Raw genomic sequence first — 19,614 nt, 5'->3', positions numbered from 1 at the left:
ATGTCATCTGATCTCAGGACGCCCGGGAACCCCGATGCCGATCGTTGTCGAAGCGCTGTATATCGCGGTTCAGCAGCCTTGACGGGGCACCGCGACAGCGAGGGTTGATGCAGCGCTATACTCCCCGGCTAAATTACGAATTCGACTACTTACAAGGACTCGCCCATGAAAGCGTTCGGCAAAATCCTGGGTCTGGTACTTCTCGGGCTGTTGCTGATCATTGTGGCGGCGGGCTTCGCCCTGACCCACCTGTTTGATCCCAACGACTACAAGGACGAGATCCGCCAGATTGCCCGCGACAAGGCCCACATCGAGCTGACGCTCAATGGCGATATCGGCTGGAGCCTGTTCCCGTGGCTCGGCCTGGAACTGCACGAGGCCAGCGTCGCTACCCTGGCCAAGCCTGCCGAACCGTTCGCCGACCTGCAGATGCTCGGCCTGTCCGTGCGCGTGCTGCCGCTGCTGCGCCGCGAGGTGCAAATGAGCGACGTGCGCGTTGAAGGCCTGAACCTGCGCCTGAACCGTGACAAGAATGGTCACGGCAACTGGGAAGACATCGGCAAGGTGCCGGCTCCCGCCGGAAGCACACCGCCTGCGACCGCCGGGGAAGCCTCTCCAGCAACACCGGCCCCGGTGGAAAAACCGGCCCAGCCGATTCGCCTCGACATCGACAGCCTGACCGTCAACAACGCCCGCGTGGAATACAACGACGAGCTGACCGGCAAGCAATTCAGCGCCGAAAGCATCCAGTTGAGCACCGGCGCTGTTCACGATTCGACCAACATCCCGGTCAAGGCCACCGCGTTTCTCGGCACCAACCAGCCGGTGCTGCGGGTGCGCACCGAGCTCAACGGCGAGCTGCGTTTCGAGCGCGCCCTGCAACGCTACAAGCTCGAAGACCTGAAGCTGTCCGGCGAAGTCGCCGGCGATCCGCTGCAAGGCAAGACCATGACCTTCGCCGCCCAAGGCCAACTGCTGCTGGACAAGGCCGCCAACGTCGCCGAATGGACCGGCATCAAGCTTTCGGTCAATCAGCTGCGTGCCTTGGGCGAGTTGAAGGCCAATGACCTGGACAAGACGCCACAGATCAGCGGCGGAATTTCCATTGCCCAGTTCGATCTCGCGAAATTCGTCGACAGCATCGGCCAGACCCTGCCAGCCATGGCCGAAGGCAGCCTGAGCAAGGTTGAACTGGTCAGCCGTGTCGCCGCGACGCCGACCAGCCTGGCGCTGGACAACATCAACCTGAAACTCGACGACAGCAACTTCAGCGGCCGCATCGCCGTCGAGGATTTCGCCAAACAATCGCTGCGGGCGGTCCTCAAGGCCGACACCTTCAACGTCGACCGTTACCTGGCGCCGAAATCGGAAAAAGCCAACACCGCTACCCAGGTCCGTCAGGCCGAAGTCGCCAGCACCGAAGCCGATGCGATGGCCGGGGCCGGCAGCACCCCGCTGCCGGAAAAACCGAGCAAAAGCGCCTGGAGCACCGAGCGCCTGTTCCCTGTTGAGCGCCTGAGCAAGCTCGACGTCAACGCTGACCTGACCTTCGGCCAGCTGACCCTCGACAAGTTACCGATCCAGAACGCCGCACTGAAAGCCACCGGCCAGGGCGGCCTGCTGACCCTGGAGAACCTGCGCGGCGAGCTGTACAACGGCGACTTCGAAGCCAAGGGCACGCTGGATGTGCGCCAGACGGCGCCGGTGCTGAACCTGCAAACCCGGATCAACCGGGTGCCGGTAGAGAAAATCCTCGAAAGCCAGGGCAAGAACCCGCCGGTCAAAGGTCTGGTCAATCTCACCAGCACCGTCACCGGCAGCGGCAACAGCCAGCAGGCGCTGATCGAAACCCTCAACGGCAACGCCAGTTTCGTGATCAACAACGGCGTGCTGCTCAACGCCAACCTTGAGCAGCAACTGTGCAAAGGCATCGCCACCCTCAACCGTAAATCCCTGAGCGGCGAACCGCGCGGCAAGGACACACCGTTCCAGGAGCTCAAGGGCAACCTCACGTTCCGCAACGGGGTGGCCAGCAACCCGGACCTGAAAGTGCGCATCCCCGGCATGAGCGTCAACGGTGACGGCGATATCGACCTCAAGGTGCTGGGCATGGACTATCGCGTCGGCATCGTCGTCGAAGGCGATACCAGTGCCATGCCGGACCCGGCCTGTCAGGTCGGCGACAAATTCGTCGGCATCGAATGGCCGCTGCGCTGCCGAGGCCCGCTGGAGCTGGGTGCCAAGGCCTGCCGCGTGGACAACGAACGCATGGGCCAGGTCGCGAGCAAACTGGCCGGCGACAAGATCAGCGAAAAGATCGACGAGAAACTGGGTGACAAAGTCAGCCCGGAACTGAAAAACGCATTGAAGGGGCTGTTCAAGCGATGAGAGCGGAGCAGTTTTCCACGGCGGTGCTGGAATGGTTCGACCGCCACGGCCGCCATGATTTGCCCTGGCAACAGAACATCAACCCGTACCGGGTGTGGGTGTCCGAGATCATGTTGCAGCAGACCCAAGTCAGCACCGTGCTCAATTACTTCGACCGCTTCATGGCCGCCCTGCCGACGGTCGAAGCCCTGGCCGAAGCGCCGGAAGACGAAGTGCTGCACCTGTGGACCGGGCTCGGTTACTACACCCGCGCGCGCAATCTGCAGAAGACCGCGAAGATCGTCGTCAGCCAGTACGGCGGCGAGTTTCCCCGGGATGTCGAGAAACTCACCGAGCTGCCGGGCATCGGCCTGTCCACCGCCGGCGCGATCGCCAGCATCAGCATGGGCCTGCGCGCGCCGATCCTCGACGGCAACGTCAAACGGGTGCTGGCGCGCTTTACCGCGCAGGAGGGTTACCCCGGCGAGCCGAAGGTCGCCAAGCAACTGTGGGCCAACGCCGAGCGCTTCACGCCGCAGGATCGGGTCAACGCCTACACCCAGGCGATGATGGACCTGGGCGCCACGCTCTGCACCCGCAGCAAACCGAGCTGCCTGCTGTGTCCGCTGAAAAACGGCTGTGAAGCGCACATGCTGGGGCTGGAAACGCGCTACCCGATCCCCAAGCCGCGCAAGGCCATTCCGCAGAAACGCACGCTGATGCCGCTGCTGGCCAACGAGGACGGCGCGATTCTGCTTTATCGGCGCCCGTCCAGCGGATTGTGGGGCGGTTTGTGGAGCCTGCCGGAACTCGACGACCTCGACGACCTGCAACACCTCGCCGCGCAGCACTCACTGGAACTGGGCGAGCAGCAGGCACTGCCGAGCCTTGTCCACACCTTCAGCCACTTCCAGCTGTCCATAGAACCCTGGCTGGTTCAGGTGCAGGAGGCCGGCGGTCACGTGGCCGAGGCCGACTGGCTCTGGTATAACCTCGCCACCCCGCCGCGCCTGGGCCTCGCCGCCCCGGTCAAGACCTTGCTCGAACGCGCGGCCACCGTCTTGAATGCAGGAGAGTCGACATGACCCGCACCGTAATGTGCCGCAAGTACAAAGAACAACTCGAAGGTCTGGAGCGCCCACCGTACCCGGGCGCCAAGGGCCAGGATATTTTCGAACACGTCTCGGCCAAGGCCTGGGCCGACTGGCAGAAACACCAGACCCTGCTGATCAACGAAAAACGCCTGAACATGATGAACGCCGAAGATCGCAAATTTCTTCAGGGCGAAATGGACAAGTACTTCTCCGGCGAGGAATACGCTCAGGCCGAAGGCTACGTTCCGCCTGCAGAGTAAACCCCGCGAAATCGGGGGTCGGATCGTAAGCGACGGAATTAATTTAAGAAATTTTAAAAAAGTGTTTGACGTAAATCCGAAAAACCCTTTTAATGCGCCCCGTTGCCCAGATAGCTCAGTCGGTAGAGCAGGGGATTGAAAATCCCCGTGTCGGCGGTTCGATTCCGTCTCTGGGCACCAAATACCGAAAACCCTGAATCGCAAGATTCAGGGTTTTTTTATGCCTGCGATTTGATCACGGCCCGATTCCGTCCTTCTTGCAGGCCGGAATTGGCGATACGTTGCTCAACCCTTACGGAAGAGGGTCATCACCGCGATGAACCAGAAAAGAACCCGCGTCCCCCTGCCCCATCCTGCGCCACCCGTAAAACGCACCGACTGGCTGATGATCGCTCTCGGCATCGTACTGACCCTCTGCGTAGGCCTGATCACTTATGAAACGGTGAACGGCCTTATTCAGGGACGCATCAGCAACATGGCGCGGGGGAAACACTTCGCCGTGTATTCACAGGCCGAACAGTCCTTCGACTTCTGGTTCACTGTTGCCACGCACTGCCTCTTCGCACTCTTCCTGTCGGGCGCTGCCTGGCTTCTGATCTGGATGGGACGCACCGCGACGGTCACGCCACCCGGGCGTGACCGTCGGCGATGTTAGCTGTTGTCGTTCCAGTGGAACACCAGATTGCGCGCAGCACCGCCGCCTACTTGCGCCACATCCCGACGCGTTTCACCCTTGCGGGTGGCGACGACCGTGTACTTGCCTGGCGGTAGCTGAACGTACACCAATGGCCCGGTTTGATTGAGCGTCAGCACGGTTTGACCGGGGGCTTTCTGGATCGCCACGTCGACATCGGCGGTGTATTCGTTTTGCGTACCGACAGCGAAGGTCATGTGCAGGTTATAGCCCGCGGATTGCTGAATGGCTTTCGACTCATCTTCACCAATCCCGCCGGCCAGATAACGAACACCGTTCTGCTCTTGCTGCTGAACCTGCACAGCGGAATTGTTGATCGGCTCCAGACTTTCAGCCTGCGCCATGAGCGGAAACAGTAATATCGCCGCAGCGGCGACGGGCAGCACGAATGAAAGAACGCGTTTCATGAGGACGACTCCCGGGTTCTCGCGGAACCCAATCGTTACCTCTGTTTAGATTTTGTCTTGCGGGGTGGGTTTTAGAACGATTGGGAGTTGCGGCTGACACGAAAAGGACTACAGAAAATTCCACCAACGATTCGCGCCGCATTGCGTCTCGAATCAGCAATTGACTGATGAACCCGCGAATTGGGTACTCACTGCGTTCCAATTCGTTGCATACCCACCCGCTTGAAGTTCATCCTCGACCCGTCCCCGAAAGTCTGGATCGCCATGAACCTCCAAAGCGTGCCACTGCCACTCGGTCAGCTGTCAGCAGAAAGCGAGCCTTTCCAAGAGCCCGCCGCCGACGGCTATCTGCTCGGCGGTTTCACCTGGCGTCACGCCTCACCGGATCCACAACGCCCCGTGGTCATCATCAACGCCGCCACGTCCGTGCGCTGCCGCCACTACTCGCGCTTCGCGGCCTATCTGTTCGCCAATGACTTCGACGTGATCATTTACGACTACCGCGGCATTGGCGAATCGCGGCCGAAGTCGATGAGGCATTTGCAGGCTTCGTGGACGGATTGGGGCGCGCTGGATTTCGAGGCGATGCTCAAACGCGCACAGCGGGAGTTTCCCGGTCAGCCGATCGATGTGGTTGGGCACAGCTTCGGCGGCTGCGCAGCAGGCCTGGGGGCGTCCGGACAGGTAATCCGACGACTGGTGACGGTTGGCGCGCAGTTCGCTTACTGGCGCGATTACGCGCCCGAGCACCGCTGGCGGATGTTCGGCAAATGGCATCTGCTGATGCCGCTGGTCACGCTGTTCTGTGGATATTTTCCGGGCAAGCGACTTGGCTGGCTGGAAGACACGCCCGCCGGCGTAGTGCGCGACTGGAGCACACCTGCCGCACGTTATGAGCGGCGTCCGAGCGGTAGAACGATCCGCAACCTGCCCTTCGCCAACGTCCGGGCCAAAGCCCTGGCAATCAGCATCAGTGACGATCCCTACGGCACGATTCCCGCCATCGAACGCCTGCTGGCTTACTTCCACAATGCACAAAAGACCCACCTGCGAATCGAGCCGCAGGACATCGGTGAACAGCAAGTCGGACATTTCGCCTTTTTTCGCAGCGCATACCAAGCCACACTATGGCCCATCGCTCTGACCTGGCTGCAGACCGGCGAACTGGCCTGCGACACACCGGGGCGCACAATCCCACGCAGCCAAGCCCTTTAACGCACCACGGAACACACACCATGGCTTCCGCCAACAAACAGCAAAAACGCGCCGCCCGGGCCAAGACCAAGGCCAAGCAGAACCGCACTAAACGTGCCGAGGCGCCGGTCGAGCTGGACCCGAACGACGACCGCATCGATTTCGAATCGGTGGACCTGACCGAACTGTTCAAGAAAATGATCGACGCCGAGAAGATCAGCCAGCAGGCCCTGTGCACCGCGTTCCTCGAAGACCCGCTGCTGGAGCTGGTGTACGAGCAGGAAGGCGAAGAAGGCGCGATGGATTTCATCCTCGCCGCGCTGATCGAGTACCGCCAGTGGTCCACCGAGACCGACGAGGCCGGCGCTCTGGCGTGGATCGAATCGCCGGATTTCCAGAAAGACTATGTGGCCGCGTCCGACGCAATCGCCGCACAAACCCAACAGAAAAACTGAGTTCCCATGGCATCCCTGAACAAGCAACAGAAACGCGCCAAACGCGCCAAGGCCAAAGCCAAGCAGATCCGCATGATCGGTCGCAAACCCCTGGCGCAGGACGATGACCTCGGCCACCTGGCCGAGCCGATCCCGGAATACACCTTGGCGATGTTCAGCAAGATGCGCGACGCCGAAGCAGTCAGCCGCAATGAAATGCTGCTGACGCTGCTGCGTGAACTGGCGTTCATCATCGTCGACCATCCTGAACTGCTGGACATGGAAAATGCCGAGAACGAAGGCATGGCCGCCACTCACCTGGCCGCCGACATGTTGATCGACTACCGCATGTGGGCCGATGGCATGGATCGCGAGACCGCCCAGGCGTGGCTGAGCGAACCGCAGTTCATCAGCGATTTCGGGATTGCGCTGGACACCTACGGTCAGTCGGTGGAAGCGCAGGAAGAGAAGAGCGAATAAACCGCTCGCAGTAACAAAAACGGCCGCTTGTCATCACTGACAGCGGCCGTTTTGCGTTACACGTTGCGGATCAGTTCAGCACTGCGGCGCCACGCTTTTCCAGATTGCGGCGGCGAGCCACCAGCAGACCGGCCGCGACCACCAGCAGGCTGAGCAGGCCGGTCGCGAGGATTTCCACGCGATGGGCATCCTGGAACAGCATGATGGTCAGGGCCGCCACGATGAACACGATCACCGCGTAGGTCAGGCCCGGGAACAGCCACATGCTGAAGACGATTTTCTCGCCGCGAGCCATGCGTTGTTTACGCATGCGCAGTTGCGAAATCGCGATCACCAGGTACACCAGCAGCGCGATCGCGCCGGAGCTGGCCAGCAGGAACTCGAACACCGCCGCCGGGGCTACGTAGTTGGCGAAGGTGCACAGGAACGCCGCGCCAGTGGACAGCATTACCGCCCAGTAAGGGGTGCCGCTTTTGTTGGTGCGGGTCGCCATGGCCGGGGCATCGCCGCGCTTGCCGAGGGAGAACAGCATGCGCGAAGAGGTGTACAGCGCCGAGTTCAGGCAACTGGTTACAGCGACCAGAACCACGATGTCGACGATCATCTTGGCGTTCGGGATGCCCATGCGCTCAAGTACGGTCTGGTAGGAACCGACGCTGGCCAGAACCGGGTCGTTCCATGGCACCAGGGCCACAACGATGAAGATCGAAACGAGGTAGAACAGGCCGATTCGCCAGATCACCGAGTTGGTGGCCTTGGAGATCTGCTTGCCCGGGTTCTTCGATTCCGCGGCCGCAATGGTCACGATCTCGGTACCCATGAAGGAGAACATGGTGGTCAGGATCGCGCCCAGCACTGCGCCCATGCCGTTCGGCAGGAAGCCCTGGGTGTCGAAGATGTGCGACACGCCGCTGACCTGGCTGTTCGGCAGGAAGCCGAAAATGGCCGCGACGCCAAGAATGATGAAACCGATGATCGCCACGACTTTGAGCAGGGCGAACCAGAATTCGAACTCACCGTAGTTTTTCACGCTGAACAGGTTGGTCACCGTCAGCAGCATGGTGATGATCAGCGCGAACGCCCAGATATCCACACCCGGGAACCACGCATGCAGGATGGTTGCGGCGGCGTTGGCTTCCAGCGGAATCACCAAAACCCAGAACCACCAGTACAGCCAGCCGATGGTGAAACCGGCCCAATGGCCAATGGCGCGGTCGGCGTAAGTCGAGAACGAGCCGGTGTCAGGCGAGGCAACCGCCATTTCGCCGAGCATGCGCATCACCAGCACAACCAGCGCGCCAGCAGCGGCGTAAGCCAGCAGAACAGCGGGACCGGCAGCGGCGATGGCGTGGCCGGAGCCGACGAACAGACCTGCACCGATCACCCCGGCGATCGACAGCATGGTCACATGACGCGGTTTGAGCCCCTGTTCGAGGCCATTGGAGCTTTGGGTACTGCTCATTGGAACTACCTTTGCGAGGAAAGCGATTGCGTCCGGCCCGTCTGGCGTTCCTTCTCGTAAAAAGAATCCAACGGGGCGTTCCGGATTCTGCACGCAATAAATGCGCCAAAATGTTTCAAACTCTTCTGCCCTGCGGTTTTCCGCGCGACCGGACAGTCATCGCAAGTCCTTGAGAATAATGGCCTTTCGCCAAAACGTTACCCTGCGACTCACTTTTCAAACGAACGAGCGCACCAGAAACACACTGAAAAAGTGCGGGATGCACAATAAAAGGGCGAATGAGGAACGATCGGCCGGATAGCGCTTCCAACACCCCGCCAAAGGTGGCAACATCGCGCCTTTTTTTACGCGACACCCACGGGAATCCACGTTCAAACACCCGTTCGGTTGTTGATGGGGCGACAGTCTGCTGCGCCGATGCGACAACCTGCCACACGCCATCCGTTTACCGCTCGTAGCGCTGTTGGCTGCCATTGAAACGCTATGCTAGCTTGGCCGCCTCGCCAGGAAGGCCAACCAACAGCAGGAGCGCAACATATATGAGGAACGCACATGGCTGAGGCCACGCCCGCGCTTGAAATCCGCAACTTGCACAAACGCTACGGACAGCTTGAGGTGCTCAAAGGCATCTCGCTGACCGCCCGCGACGGCGATGTGATCTCGATCCTGGGTTCCTCCGGTTCCGGCAAGTCCACGTTCCTGCGTTGCATCAACCTGTTGGAAAACCCGCATCAGGGCCAGATCCTGGTGGCCGGGGAAGAACTCAAGCTCAAGGCCGCCAAGAATGGCGAACTGGTTGCCGCAGACGGCAAGCAGATCAACCGCCTGCGCTCCGAGATTGGTTTTGTGTTTCAAAACTTTAATCTGTGGCCGCACATGAGCGTGCTCGACAACATCATCGAAGCCCCGCGCCGCGTGCTCGGCCAGAGCAAGGCCGAAGCCATCGAAGTCGCCGAAGCGCTGCTGGCCAAGGTCGGCATCGCCGACAAGCGCCACGCCTATCCGGCGCAACTGTCCGGCGGCCAGCAACAGCGCGCGGCGATTGCCCGCACGCTGGCAATGCAGCCCAAGGTGATCCTGTTCGACGAGCCCACCTCCGCCCTTGACCCGGAAATGGTCCAGGAAGTACTTAATGTCATCCGCGCATTGGCCGAAGAAGGCCGCACCATGTTGCTCGTGACCCACGAAATGGGCTTTGCCCGTCAGGTCTCCAGCGAAGTGGTGTTCCTCCACCAGGGCCTGGTAGAAGAGCAAGGATCGCCACAGCAGGTGTTCGAAAACCCGCTTTCGGCGCGCTGCAAACAATTCATGTCCAGCAACCGCTAACGGAGCTACCCGCATGCAGAACTACAAAAAGGTCTTCCTGGCCGCCGCCGTCACCCTCGCGTTCAGCGCCGGTGCCATGGCCGAGACCCTGAAGATGGGCATCGAAGCGGCTTACCCGCCGTTCAACAACAAAGACGCCAGCGGCAACGTCGTCGGCTTCGACAAAGACATCGGCGACGCCCTGTGCGCCAAGATGAAAGTTGAATGCTCCGTCGTCACTTCGGACTGGGACGGCATCATCCCGGCCCTGAACGCCAAGAAGTTCGACTTCCTGATCTCCTCGATGTCGATCACCGACGAGCGCAAGCAAGCGGTGGACTTCACCGACCCGTACTACTCCAACAAGCTGCAATTCATCGCGCCGAAGGATAAAGAGTTCAAGACCGACAAGGACTCTCTGAAAGGCAAAGTGATCGGCGCCCAGCGCGCGACCCTCGCCGGCACCTTCATGGAAGACAACATGCCGGGCGTCGAAGTGAAACTCTACGACACCCAGGAAAACGCCTACCTCGACCTGACCTCCGGTCGTCTGGACGGCATCCTCGCCGACAAATACGTCAACTACGAGTGGCTGAAAAGCGACGCCGGCAAAGCCTATGAATTCAAGGGCGATCCGGTGGAAGAAAGCGACAAGATCGGTATCGCTGTACGTAAAGGCGACCCGATCCGCGAGAAGCTGAACGCTGCGCTGAAGGAAATCGTTGCCGACGGCACCTACAAGAAGATCAACGACAAGTACTTCCCGTTCAGCATCTACTGATCCTGACCTGCCGGATCGGCGCCGTTACATGACGGTGCCGATCCCCGGCCTTGCCTGCCGCGATTTGAAAAGAAATCCATGATTATCGACCTCTACGGATTCGGCCCGGCGCTCTTCGCCGGCGCGCTGATGACCGTCAAACTGGCACTTTCGGCCCTGTGCCTGGGGCTGGTACTCGGTCTGCTCGGCGCCTTGGCCAAGACTTCCCCGTACAAGCCTTTGCAATGGCTTGGCGGAACCTATTCGACCCTGGTGCGCGGCATCCCGGAATTGCTCTGGGTGCTGTTGATCTACTTCGGTACGGTCAACACCATGCGCGCGCTCGGTGAGTTTTTCGGCAATCCCGGACTGGAACTCAGCGCCTTCGCCGCCGGCGTCATTGCGCTGGGCCTGTGCTTCGGCGCCTACGCCACGGAAGTGTTTCGCGGCGCGATCCTCGCCATTCCCAAAGGCCACCGCGAGGCTGGCGTGGCCCTGGGCCTGTCGAAATGGCGGATCTTCACCAAACTGATCATGCCGCAGATGTGGCGCATCGCCCTGCCCGGCCTGGGCAACCTGTTCATGATCCTGATGAAAGACACCGCGCTGGTGTCGGTCATTGGCCTGGAAGAAATCATGCGTCACGCGCAGATCGGCGTGACCGTGTCCAAGCAGCCATTCACCTTCTATATGGTGGCGGCGCTCATGTACCTGTGCCTGACCGTGCTGGCGATGATCGGCATGCACCTGCTGGAGAAACGCGCCGCACGCGGCTTCGCGAGGAGCGCTCAATGAATTGGGAAGTCATCATCAAGTGGCTGCCGAAACTGGCCCAGGGCGCAACGCTGACCCTGGAACTGGTGGCCATCGCCGTGATCGCCGGTTTGCTGCTGGCGATTCCGCTGGGCATCGCCCGTTCTTCGAAGCTGTGGTACGTGCGCGCCGTGCCCTACGCCTACATCTTCTTTTTCCGTGGCACGCCGTTGCTGGTTCAGCTGTTCCTGGTCTACTACGGCCTGGCGCAGTTCGACGCGGTGCGTAACAGCTCGATGTGGCCGTACCTGCGCGATCCGTTCTGGTGCGCCACTGCGACCATGACCCTGCACACCGCGGCGTACATCGCCGAGATCCTGCGCGGGGCGATCCAGGCGATTCCGCCGGGCGAGATCGAAGCGGCGCGAGCGCTGGGCATGTCCCGGCCGAAAGCGCTGTTCTACATCATCCTGCCGCGCGCCGCGCGCATCGGCCTGCCGGCCTACAGCAACGAAGTGATCCTGATGCTCAAGGCCAGTGCCCTGGCCAGCACCGTGACCCTGCTGGAATTGACCGGCATGGCGCGCACGATCATTGCTCGCACCTACCTGCCGGTGGAGATTTTCTTCGCCGCTGGCGTGTTCTATCTGGTGATGGCCTACGTACTGGTTCGCGGCTTCAAGCTGCTGGAACGCTGGCTGCGCGTCGATGCGTGCCAGGGGCGCTGATTCTTCCGACGTGTTGACGGGCGAGGCCCTGCTCGCCCGTTTCACGGCACTGGACACATTTCTCACAGCGCATCAGGCGCTATGGAAGCCCCGCCCGTTCATTCATCTGCAACTTCCCTGGGAAGCGTCCTACCCGGAACTGGCCTCGTGGCTACGCGGGCGGTCGCTGGAAGATGCGGAAAACGCCCACAACCAACCTGCCGAACTCCTGGATGCGCCGGAGCCGTTTGCTTCATTGGCGGCGCTGTCGCTTGAGTTGAGTGCGGTGGGTGAATTGCCTGCGCATTCACTGGAAGCCGCCGGGCATCGTTTGAATGTCGATGTGCCGGGGCGCAAATGGCAGCAGATCGAGGCCTTTGCCAGCCGCTTGTCGTTTGCCGCGCAACCGAAGCACTGGCTGGATTGGTGTTCGGGCAAAGGCCATTTGGGCCGGCGCCTGCTCGGCACTGGCCAGCAACTCACCTGTCTGGAATACGACTCGGCGTTGGTCGCCAGCGGCCAGGCATTGAGTCAGCGTCATCACCTGCATGCGCTGCATGTCGAGCAGGATGTGCTCGCGGCGAATACCGCGTCATTGCTGCACGCCGAGCACACGCCTGTCGCCCTGCATGCTTGTGGCGATCTGCATGTACGCCTGATGCAATTGGCCTCCGCCGCTGGCTGTCGACAACTGGCAATTGCACCGTGCTGTTACAACCGGATCAGTCGCACTGAATATCAGGCGTTGTCCTCCGCAGGTTCATGCTCCGCCCTACAGCTCTCGCTGGAAGATCTGTCCCTGCCGATGAGCGAAACCGTCACCGCCGGTGCCCGCGTCCGACGTCAGCGTGACACCTCCATGGCCCGCCGACTGGCTTTCGATCTGCTGCAACGACAAGTGCGTGGCGTCGACGAATACCTGCCGACGCCGTCCCTGCCGAGCGCCTGGCTGGACAAACCGTTCGCTGATTACTGCCGCGATCTGGCAGCGTTGAAAGAGTTATCCACAGTTGGCGCGCCAGATTGGGTAGCACTGGAAGCCGCCGGTTGGCAGCGGTTAGCCGAAGTTCGCAACCTGGAACTGCTGCGTGGACTGTTCCGACGGTCGCTGGAGCTTTGGCTGAATCTGGATCGGGCACTTTTCCTCACCGAACAGGGATACGTCGTACGTCTCGGCACCTTCTGCGAAGCGCCGCTCACACCGCGCAATTTCCTGTTGCTGGCCGAACGCGCTTAATCTTCCACAGCCTGTGGATAACTCTGTTGATGGAATTATCGTGGATCCAATATCCACGGCTGTTTCAGGCCACTAACAGCGCTGGTCATTTTTTGTTCATATGAATAAAAAACTGGCAAAACAGGGATTTGCGATTCAAATGAGAACCCGTCCACAAAATCCCCTCTAAGCCCGTCCTCTTCAAAGCCTGTTGTGCATAAGCCCTCGACCAAAAGGACATAACCGCCGAATCGCGGACGCCGGCAATGGACAATTGCACCGGCCATCTGCCCTTGCTATACAGACCTACGCCGTGCAGGTAGCGCACGCCCGAACAAGAAAAATCTGACCGACAGGAAGCGACCGTGACGTTCATTTCTTACGCACAGAATTTCGAGGACGTACGCCTCTGGCGCGCCCTGCAGTATTTTGAAAACGGTTTTTATATCGACGTCGGCGCCAATGACCCGGTCCACGACTCGGTCACCAAGGCCTTCTATGATCGCGGCTGGCAAGGCATCAACGTCGAACCGATGCAGAACTACTACGACGCACTCCGCCAGCATCGCCCCCGCGACACCACGCTGCAATGCGTGGCCAGCGACCAGCAGGGCGAACTGACTTTCTACGGCATTGCCGACACCGGCCTGTCCACCGCTGACCCGGTCGTTGCGCAAGAACGCAAAAACCTCGGCATGGACGTGCAAAGCTTCACTGTCAACGCACGCACACTGACCTCGATCTGCGAAGAGCACGCCGCCGAGCGGCCGATCCACTTCCTGAAAATCGACGTCGAGGGCCACGAAGAAACCGTCCTGCGCGGCATGGACTTCAGCCGCTTCCGCCCCTGGATCATCCTCATCGAAACCCCATGGGAGCGCGACCACACCTGGGAACACCTGGTGACCGACGCCGGCTATACCAACGTCCTGTTCGACGGCCTCAACAGCTTCTTCCTCGCCAACGAACACATCAACCTCAAACCCGCGTTCGACCTGCCACCGTGCAACCTCGACAACTTCCAGCTGTGCAAAGGCCACAACCTCGCCCACCCGGTAAACCCGGCCCTGGAAACCGCCCTGCAACGCGCCGAACAAGCCGAAGCCCAACTGCGCGCCATGCAAAACAGCCGCGCCTGGCGCGCTGTACAAAAACTGCGCAACGTCCTGCGCCGGGCGTGAATCGCAGAGGGCGCAAAAATAGTCTGAATTCAGGGGTTTACAGAAGCACCCGAGTCGCTATAATCGTCGCCCACACGCCGGTATAGCTCAGATGGTAGAGCAACTGACTTGTAATCAGTAGGTCCCGGGTTCGATTCCTGGTGCCGGCACCATACAAAACAAAGCCTCGCAGCGATGCGGGGCTTTTGTTTGTCTGCTATACGTAAAAGCTACGTAACAAAAGGAAACGGTACGATGAACTGGAGGTCTCTTGACTGGAAATATCTGGTTATGTTCGTACTCACTTTTACTGGAATACTAGCCCCTTTCGTGTGGCAGTCTTCACATGATGCACGCTCGATTTCGGTCAAGCTTTTGGCCTCGACCACTCTTCAACCTGGCGCGCAAGCCGGTATCAAAGATCTGCAGGTAACGTTAAACGGAAGAAGAATCGACGACCCCTATCTATCGTTATTCGAGGTCGTGAACGATGGTTCAAAGTCGATTTTGCCCGGTGAATTCGAAACCCCTATTGAATTGGTTCCTCTAGGTGACGCCGTGGTTGTGACAGCTCAAATTACCACCACATTCCCCAAAGGCATCACCGCTAAAGTTTCTACGGAAGATAAGCGGGTGATGATCGCTCCCTACCTATCGAACTCAGAAGATTCCGTTTTCGTAACAGTGATAACGTCGGGAGGTCAGCCTACCTTCGGAGCGCAAGCTCGGATTGCTGGTGTGAAACAGATTTCCTATATTGACTCATCTGTTCCGCAATCAAGCGAGATGAAACTCGTCATCAAGGTGGCCGGAGCCTTCTATCTGGCCGTTATGTATTTTCTGTTCGCAATGGCAGCCGGCCGCAACATCATCCTCTCCAGACCATTGGCGTACTCAACCGGGTTTGCCTTCACAATTGGATGTGGACTCACCTTTGCGAGTGTTGGCAACGAAATTGAGAAACTTTTCCCGTTCCCATTTGGTTATGCGTTAGCACTCGCAGGGATGATGCTTATAGCTTGCTTGGTCGCCATCCCTATATTGCATCGCATTAGCCGAAGCTAGTCTGTCGTCTATCCATTGAATTCCATTTAGTCACAATTTCAGCCGATGCCTCGACGGTCTGCGCGAAAGCCTGCAATGCACAGACGAACACGCCATGAACATCCAGTTAGCAGAGGATCTGCGTATGCCGCCAGCTATGCCGCTGCAGTCGGCATTTAAGCTTCTCCTGAATATATGGCCCTGAGAAATAAGAGTAATAAAGGTGATATACCTGTCGAAGATCCGCTGTAAGCCACGTTCGGACCGGGGACAGATCGATTTTCAGCACGCTCATCTGATGAAAAGTGGCATGTCGCTAGCTCTCTACAAGCTGAGAAGCTCGACAGCGAATTCAGAGTAACTTAGAAACGATTCAAAACCAGCTAGAAGTCGTCCCCAAGGGCCGGAGCAATCTTAAAGTTCCTGAGCTCTGTTAAAAACATCTTCGGCGGGAATATATAGGCGCTCTTGCCATAGTGAATTTGCATCCCCTAGATGGTATCCCTCGTTTCAATTCTGACAATCCATATATCGCGTAAAGAAGCTCGCGGTTACACAGCGTGAGATTTGCAATAGTTTACATGTGGATATCTCTTCAGAAAAAATTACGCAGATTCAAATTGAATAGGTCACCATCAAAAATAGAACAAAATAAAAGACCTTGAGTTGCTACACAAGGTCTTATTAATTTCACTATTTAAGTATAAGCGTTATTTTTTCTTTTTCACTTCCTGAGAATCAACAAATTGTGACTCCTTAGAGAAAGTCTTAAGAAAATTATCGGCCCCTTCTAGTCGCATACTAGATTTTATTGAATCAGGCCAACCATCTACGGCTCTTTGAGCTTTCAATACTTGCTCTGCTAGGCTGCTCGATTTTTTCATGGTCTCTCTACTCAGGATTGCTATAAATTAGGATAGTTTAACTCCTAGCTTTTTGGCAAGGTGTGGTATCTCATTTGCGATGATTGCCGTTTCTACCTCCCGATAAACGGTAGCAAATCTTAAAAATCTTGGACTTGAGTTTGCTTGCCAATCGGAGGTCTTCCCCTGAGGATCTTTCCGAGTGTCCCTAGGGTCGAAAATCTCCTGATACTGTCTAGGAGCCACACCTTCGAACGGTTCAAAATTCACATGACTATCAGATGAGGTAACAGGATCCACAACGATCGCATCTTGATGAAGCTGTTTCGCCTTGCTTTTTGGGTATGGTTCAATATACACAACACGCTTGACACCACTTGCCACTATATGTCTAGCGCACATATGACAAGGAAAAGTTGTGCAATAAAGTGTTGCCCCTTGAACCGAAATCCCCAAGCGCGCTGCGGTCATTAAGCCAGCCATTTCCGCATGAACACTTCGTCCGAATTCTAAGAGATTCATTACACGACTGCCCTTCAAAACAAACTTTTGGCTACCCGAAATTAAATCGTGAACTAACTTACTAAAATCAGTAGACTTGTTATTTACGTTTAGCAATCCACCATTTTTCAATCTTTCTAGAAGTTCGCCTAAAACCTGAACTCGCTCATCAGCCATTGAATCGATACCACGGAGAAAATCCCTGGCATCTCCTTTATCTCCAGTCCAGTACAAGTCACCACCTGCTTTAGGGACGTCATTACACCCAACAGCAATTAGATCACCTTCGGAGCGCAATATCGCAGCTCCAACCTGCCGATTCAAGTCAGAAGACCTTAACGCAGCTGAACGTGCATGGTACATACCATGTTCATCACGAGTTGGAGTGAGAAAAACATTCCCGAACAACAACTCAATAAATCTATTAATTTGATTCTCAAAAGATGCTCTATCACGTCCATCTATAAATAAATCAGCCATCGGGAATGCATCTTTCACATCCTGCCCCAAGGCAATGTTCTCTTCTACTTCATCCCTCTCTACCAATCGCTCAGCTTTAGCTCGAGCATTATTCGCCTTACCAAATTGAGATTTACTTATTCGTTCAGATAACGCCGCAACCCGTACATCTCGTGGAGAGTAAACAGAAATTAGAAAAAACCCTTTCCCATATACCGTTCTAAGGGTTTCAACTTCATGCGGATGTTTAAGCGACCTTAGAATAAAGGCGCGCCGAGAGTTTTTTTTACTATTTGAGGCTCTAGAATTTGCTATTTCAGCAATTGTTAACAACGCAACTGCATCCCCGCGCTCGCTTTCGACACGAAGCTTAGTTCCCTCATCCATCAAATATTTTATTCGCTTATGTTCTGGTTCACTACTGTAATCTGAGCTAAAAAAGCGCTCAATGCACTCACTTAATCTAATTACATCAGAACTGTATTCAAACGTCCTTAGTTTGCTTTTCAGAACAGAAATGACTGGATCCAAGCTCACGCCTATCGGCCCGACTAGACCAAAAACCAACTCCGGATAAGGGTACGGGGTCAAAAAAGACGTTTCTTTTAAGTCCGCACCGGATTTAGCTCCTTGCCCTTTTGACGACATTGCTCCTTTGTAGGAGACATTCTTCGCTCGCGCCATATCAGTCCTTAACACTCGCGTTAATCCAACTGTTCAGTGGAGGAAACCTAAAAACATCCATACTGAATATAGAACACAAATACGCAATGTAAACCGAGCGATAAAAATACTGTAAGCATCACAACAAACAATTCACGAAAACCTATAAAATTAAAAACCAGTAAATTCATATAGTTATACTATTTACTGTGCCCCTACTCTCCTGGCACGAGCCTTCAGATTTAAAGCTAAGCCATTTAATAATAAATTTTTACTATTGATATATTCGCATAGATAAATTTTATTTAACTTTTCTCCTTTTCTTCTACAATCTTCAAAACTCGCGTACTTCCCTTCTCCGACTATCGTACCCCGCCACCACCTAGCCACGATTGCGCTGCCCTCTCCCCCACGCTACCGTCAAACCCGTCGCTGCCAATCCAGCGACCGGGCCTGAGAACCCGCGTAAGATGCAGGCGCACCAGCGCCCCAACCCACGTTTGCCGGCGTTTTTTTGTGCCTGCATTTCCGTGCAATGGCGGCTGTGCGTGGGAGGCTTTCGAGCCTGCCGGGTTCCTGTATCTCCGGTTTCTCAGCCTGCGCATAGCTGCCACCCTTTCGCCTGAGAACGAAGTGGCAGCGCTCATTTGATACAGGGAGTTTCACAAATGATTAGCATCGATCCGTCCAAAGTCTGCCCTTTCCACCAACCAGCCAACGGTAGGTGAAGCCATGACCAACCCCCACGACCTAAAAACCCTCGGTCTCACCCATTTTTCCTTCCAGTCCAACCACGCACTGTTCCGCACCAACCCCGGCGTCCCGGTCGTCACCGCCCTCTCCCACGCCTCGCATCTGCTGCACATCTCCAAACTGCTCACATCAGATACTTCTGCTGCCAACGATCCAGAACTCCACGCTTGCGCCTCGCAATATTTGCAGGAGTTGAGCAAGGCGCTGGTCGATGACGCGGTCAAAGTGTTGAGTCCAGATCCATAAATCGTCGCCCATAAAAAAGCCCTCGCATCGCGGCGAGGGCTTTGTGTTACCGGATCAATCAGTGCCCAGCGCTCTGCCCGCCATCCACATGCAGAATCTCGCCAGTCACAAAGTTCGCGTTATCGAGATACACCACGGCCTGCGCAATATCGTCGATTTCGCCCATGTGCCCAACCGGGTGCAGTGCGCCCAGTGCCGCGTGGGTTTCCTCGCCGTGCATCGGCGTTTTGATGATGCCTGGCGATACCGCGTTCACCCGGATTCCGCGTTTGGCGTATTCGATGGCCAGGGATTTGGTCGCGGCGTTGAGGCCGCCCTTGGTCAGCGACGCGAGGACCGAGGGTACGCCGTCGATGGCGTGGTCGACCAGGCTGGTGGTGATGTTGACCACGTGGCCCTTGCCCTGTTTTTCCATCTCGGCGATGGCCAGTTGGGTGATGTAGAAGAAGCCATTGAGGTTGACCGACAGCACTGCGGCGTAGTCTTCCGGGGTGTAGGCGGTGAACGGTTTGGCGACGAAGATGCCGGCGTTGTTGACCAGGGTGTCGATACGGCCGAAGCGCGCCACGCCTTCGCTGATCACGCGTTGAGCGGTGGCCGGGTCGCCGATGTCGCCGGCAATGGTCAGGATCTGCGGGTCGTTCGAAGGTTTGATCGAGCGCGAAGTAGCGATGATGTTGTAGCCCAGCTCACGGAAGGCCTTGACCATGCCTTCGCCCAGACCTTGGGAAGCTCCGGTGATAACGACAGTTTTTTTCGAATTGCTCATGATGAAATCCTCAATCAATAAGT

Annotated in this window: 20 protein-coding genes and 2 tRNA genes; 17 read left to right on the top strand and 5 right to left on the bottom strand. The window is 57.2% G+C overall.

The features are described 5' to 3' along the window. The first annotated feature begins 165 nt into the window (after positions 1-165). The 5 genes from ACKUG4_RS04510 to ACKUG4_RS04490 all read left to right on the top strand — a co-directional run bounded on the left by ACKUG4_RS04510 (position 166) and on the right by ACKUG4_RS04490 (position 4,376). Entirely contained in the window at positions 166-2,388 is a 2,223-nt protein-coding gene (locus ACKUG4_RS04510) for an AsmA family protein (protein ID WP_445433539.1), read from the top strand. After that, complete coding sequence (mutY, locus tag ACKUG4_RS04505; protein WP_236188737.1) at positions 2,385-3,452, top strand: A/G-specific adenine glycosylase; 1,068 nt, start codon at positions 2,385-2,387, stop codon at positions 3,450-3,452. Before ACKUG4_RS04510 ends, mutY begins: the two co-directional genes overlap by 4 nt. Next, positions 3,449-3,721 carry an oxidative damage protection protein gene (locus ACKUG4_RS04500; RefSeq protein ID WP_007952551.1) on the top strand — a complete coding sequence of 91 codons (273 nt, stop codon included), beginning with the start codon at positions 3,449-3,451 and terminating at the stop codon, positions 3,719-3,721. Before mutY ends, ACKUG4_RS04500 begins: the two co-directional genes overlap by 4 nt. 104 nt (positions 3,722-3,825) lie before the next feature. After that, a tRNA-Phe gene (locus tag ACKUG4_RS04495) sits at positions 3,826-3,901 on the top strand. Between the two features lie 136 nt (positions 3,902-4,037). Beyond that, positions 4,038-4,376, top strand: a complete 339-nt coding sequence (locus tag ACKUG4_RS04490; RefSeq protein ID WP_445433538.1) for a hypothetical protein — start codon at positions 4,038-4,040, stop codon at positions 4,374-4,376. Here the strand turns inward: ACKUG4_RS04490 and ACKUG4_RS04485 are convergent. Continuing rightward, positions 4,373-4,822, bottom strand: coding sequence for a hypothetical protein (locus ACKUG4_RS04485; protein ID WP_039764662.1), 450 nt, complete (start codon positions 4,820-4,822; stop codon positions 4,373-4,375). The two genes, ACKUG4_RS04490 and ACKUG4_RS04485, sit on opposite strands and share 4 nt — an antisense overlap. Positions 4,823-5,086: 264 nt before the next feature. Between ACKUG4_RS04485 and ACKUG4_RS04480 the strand changes: the two genes are divergently transcribed. The 3 genes from ACKUG4_RS04480 to ACKUG4_RS04470 are packed head-to-tail and all read left to right on the top strand — an operon-like array spanning position 5,087 to position 6,930. Continuing rightward, positions 5,087-6,037, top strand: coding sequence for an alpha/beta hydrolase family protein (locus ACKUG4_RS04480; protein WP_445433537.1), 951 nt, complete (start codon positions 5,087-5,089; stop codon positions 6,035-6,037). 20 nt (positions 6,038-6,057) lie between these two features. Further along, positions 6,058-6,471 carry a hypothetical protein gene (locus tag ACKUG4_RS04475; RefSeq protein ID WP_007952560.1) on the top strand — a complete coding sequence of 138 codons (414 nt, stop codon included), beginning with the start codon at positions 6,058-6,060 and terminating at the stop codon, positions 6,469-6,471. Positions 6,472-6,477: 6 nt separating this feature from the next. Next, on the top strand, positions 6,478-6,930 hold the full coding sequence (locus ACKUG4_RS04470) for a hypothetical protein (RefSeq protein ID WP_445433536.1): 453 nt from the start codon (positions 6,478-6,480) through the stop codon (positions 6,928-6,930). Positions 6,931-7,000: 70 nt separating this feature from the next. Here the strand turns inward: ACKUG4_RS04470 and gabP are convergent, their stop codons facing one another. Then, on the bottom strand, positions 7,001-8,392 hold the full coding sequence (gene gabP / locus ACKUG4_RS04465; RefSeq protein WP_007952562.1) for a GABA permease: 1,392 nt from the start codon (positions 8,390-8,392) through the stop codon (positions 7,001-7,003). A 552-nt stretch (positions 8,393-8,944) separates the two neighbouring features. Between gabP and ACKUG4_RS04460 the strand changes: the two genes are divergently transcribed. The 8 genes from ACKUG4_RS04460 (at position 8,945) to ACKUG4_RS04425 (ending at position 15,358) form a co-directional block, all read left to right on the top strand. Then, positions 8,945-9,718 (top strand): ABC transporter ATP-binding protein, encoded by a 774-nt coding sequence (locus ACKUG4_RS04460; RefSeq protein WP_007897462.1) that lies wholly within the window; start codon positions 8,945-8,947, stop codon positions 9,716-9,718. A gap of 13 nt (positions 9,719-9,731) precedes the next feature. After that, complete coding sequence (locus ACKUG4_RS04455; RefSeq protein ID WP_064592811.1) at positions 9,732-10,478, top strand: ABC transporter substrate-binding protein; 747 nt, start codon at positions 9,732-9,734, stop codon at positions 10,476-10,478. 78 nt (positions 10,479-10,556) lie between these two features. Continuing rightward, positions 10,557-11,252: an ABC transporter permease gene (locus ACKUG4_RS04450; RefSeq protein WP_445433535.1), complete on the top strand. Its 696-nt coding sequence runs from the start codon at positions 10,557-10,559 to the stop codon at positions 11,250-11,252. After that, positions 11,249-11,938 (top strand): ABC transporter permease, encoded by a 690-nt coding sequence (locus tag ACKUG4_RS04445; protein WP_039764656.1) that lies wholly within the window; start codon positions 11,249-11,251, stop codon positions 11,936-11,938. Before ACKUG4_RS04450 ends, ACKUG4_RS04445 begins: the two co-directional genes overlap by 4 nt. Beyond that, complete coding sequence (locus ACKUG4_RS04440) at positions 11,919-13,154, top strand: methyltransferase (protein WP_445433534.1); 1,236 nt, start codon at positions 11,919-11,921, stop codon at positions 13,152-13,154. Before ACKUG4_RS04445 ends, ACKUG4_RS04440 begins: the two co-directional genes overlap by 20 nt. Positions 13,155-13,498: 344 nt before the next feature. After that, positions 13,499-14,314, top strand: coding sequence for an FkbM family methyltransferase (locus ACKUG4_RS04435; RefSeq protein WP_445433533.1), 816 nt, complete (start codon positions 13,499-13,501; stop codon positions 14,312-14,314). Between the two features lie 76 nt (positions 14,315-14,390). Next, positions 14,391-14,466: transfer RNA gene (locus ACKUG4_RS04430), tRNA-Thr, on the top strand. A 118-nt stretch (positions 14,467-14,584) separates the two neighbouring features. Beyond that, entirely contained in the window at positions 14,585-15,358 is a 774-nt protein-coding gene (locus ACKUG4_RS04425) for a hypothetical protein (RefSeq protein ID WP_445433532.1), read from the top strand. Between the two features lie 689 nt (positions 15,359-16,047). Here the strand turns inward: ACKUG4_RS04425 and ACKUG4_RS04420 are convergent. After that, the gene (locus ACKUG4_RS04420) at positions 16,048-16,221 is read right to left on the bottom strand and encodes a hypothetical protein (protein ID WP_445433531.1); all 174 of its coding nucleotides are present in this window, start codon (positions 16,219-16,221) and stop codon (positions 16,048-16,050) included. A gap of 27 nt (positions 16,222-16,248) precedes the next feature. Next, the gene (locus ACKUG4_RS04415) at positions 16,249-17,844 is read right to left on the bottom strand and encodes an anti-phage dCTP deaminase (protein WP_445433530.1); all 1,596 of its coding nucleotides are present in this window, start codon (positions 17,842-17,844) and stop codon (positions 16,249-16,251) included. 711 nt (positions 17,845-18,555) lie between these two features. On the opposite strand from ACKUG4_RS04415, the gene ACKUG4_RS04410 reads away from it, so the two are divergent. Continuing rightward, the gene (locus ACKUG4_RS04410; protein WP_085698038.1) at positions 18,556-18,822 is read left to right on the top strand and encodes a DUF3077 domain-containing protein; all 267 of its coding nucleotides are present in this window, start codon (positions 18,556-18,558) and stop codon (positions 18,820-18,822) included. 58 nt (positions 18,823-18,880) lie between these two features. On the opposite strand, the gene ACKUG4_RS04405 is transcribed toward ACKUG4_RS04410, so the two are convergent. Next, on the bottom strand, positions 18,881-19,591 hold the full coding sequence (locus tag ACKUG4_RS04405) for an SDR family NAD(P)-dependent oxidoreductase (RefSeq protein ID WP_445433529.1): 711 nt from the start codon (positions 19,589-19,591) through the stop codon (positions 18,881-18,883). Between the last annotated feature and the right edge of the window lie 23 nt (positions 19,592-19,614).

The organism is Candidatus Pseudomonas auctus, assembly GCF_048654275.1.
GTDB classification, from domain to species: Bacteria; Pseudomonadota; Gammaproteobacteria; order Pseudomonadales; family Pseudomonadaceae; genus Aquipseudomonas; species Aquipseudomonas pharyngis.
This window is presented reverse-complemented; position numbering and strand designations above follow the sequence as displayed.

Excerpts from the sequence above, each read along its gene's own strand:
- ACKUG4_RS04510 (WP_445433539.1), top strand. The coding sequence starts at position 166 with ATGAAAGCGTTCGGCAAAATCCTGGGTCTGGTACTTCTCGGGCTGTTG.
- mutY (WP_236188737.1), top strand. The coding sequence starts at position 2,385 with ATGAGAGCGGAGCAGTTTTCCACGGCGGTGCTGGAATGGTTCGACCGC.
- ACKUG4_RS04500 (WP_007952551.1), top strand. The coding sequence starts at position 3,449 with ATGACCCGCACCGTAATGTGCCGCAAGTACAAAGAACAACTCGAAGGT.
- ACKUG4_RS04490 (WP_445433538.1), top strand. The coding sequence starts at position 4,038 with ATGAACCAGAAAAGAACCCGCGTCCCCCTGCCCCATCCTGCGCCACCC.
- ACKUG4_RS04485 (WP_039764662.1), bottom strand. The coding sequence starts at position 4,822 with ATGAAACGCGTTCTTTCATTCGTGCTGCCCGTCGCCGCTGCGGCGATA.
- ACKUG4_RS04480 (WP_445433537.1), top strand. The coding sequence starts at position 5,087 with ATGAACCTCCAAAGCGTGCCACTGCCACTCGGTCAGCTGTCAGCAGAA.
- ACKUG4_RS04475 (WP_007952560.1), top strand. The coding sequence starts at position 6,058 with ATGGCTTCCGCCAACAAACAGCAAAAACGCGCCGCCCGGGCCAAGACC.
- ACKUG4_RS04470 (WP_445433536.1), top strand. The coding sequence starts at position 6,478 with ATGGCATCCCTGAACAAGCAACAGAAACGCGCCAAACGCGCCAAGGCC.
- gabP (WP_007952562.1), bottom strand. The coding sequence starts at position 8,392 with ATGAGCAGTACCCAAAGCTCCAATGGCCTCGAACAGGGGCTCAAACCG.
- ACKUG4_RS04460 (WP_007897462.1), top strand. The coding sequence starts at position 8,945 with ATGGCTGAGGCCACGCCCGCGCTTGAAATCCGCAACTTGCACAAACGC.
- ACKUG4_RS04455 (WP_064592811.1), top strand. The coding sequence starts at position 9,732 with ATGCAGAACTACAAAAAGGTCTTCCTGGCCGCCGCCGTCACCCTCGCG.
- ACKUG4_RS04450 (WP_445433535.1), top strand. The coding sequence starts at position 10,557 with ATGATTATCGACCTCTACGGATTCGGCCCGGCGCTCTTCGCCGGCGCG.
- ACKUG4_RS04445 (WP_039764656.1), top strand. The coding sequence starts at position 11,249 with ATGAATTGGGAAGTCATCATCAAGTGGCTGCCGAAACTGGCCCAGGGC.
- ACKUG4_RS04440 (WP_445433534.1), top strand. The coding sequence starts at position 11,919 with ATGCGTGCCAGGGGCGCTGATTCTTCCGACGTGTTGACGGGCGAGGCC.
- ACKUG4_RS04425 (WP_445433532.1), top strand. The coding sequence starts at position 14,585 with ATGTTCGTACTCACTTTTACTGGAATACTAGCCCCTTTCGTGTGGCAG.
- ACKUG4_RS04420 (WP_445433531.1), bottom strand. The coding sequence starts at position 16,221 with ATGAAAAAATCGAGCAGCCTAGCAGAGCAAGTATTGAAAGCTCAAAGA.
- ACKUG4_RS04415 (WP_445433530.1), bottom strand. The coding sequence starts at position 17,844 with ATGGCGCGAGCGAAGAATGTCTCCTACAAAGGAGCAATGTCGTCAAAA.
- ACKUG4_RS04410 (WP_085698038.1), top strand. The coding sequence starts at position 18,556 with ATGACCAACCCCCACGACCTAAAAACCCTCGGTCTCACCCATTTTTCC.
- ACKUG4_RS04405 (WP_445433529.1), bottom strand. The coding sequence starts at position 19,591 with ATGAGCAATTCGAAAAAAACTGTCGTTATCACCGGAGCTTCCCAAGGT.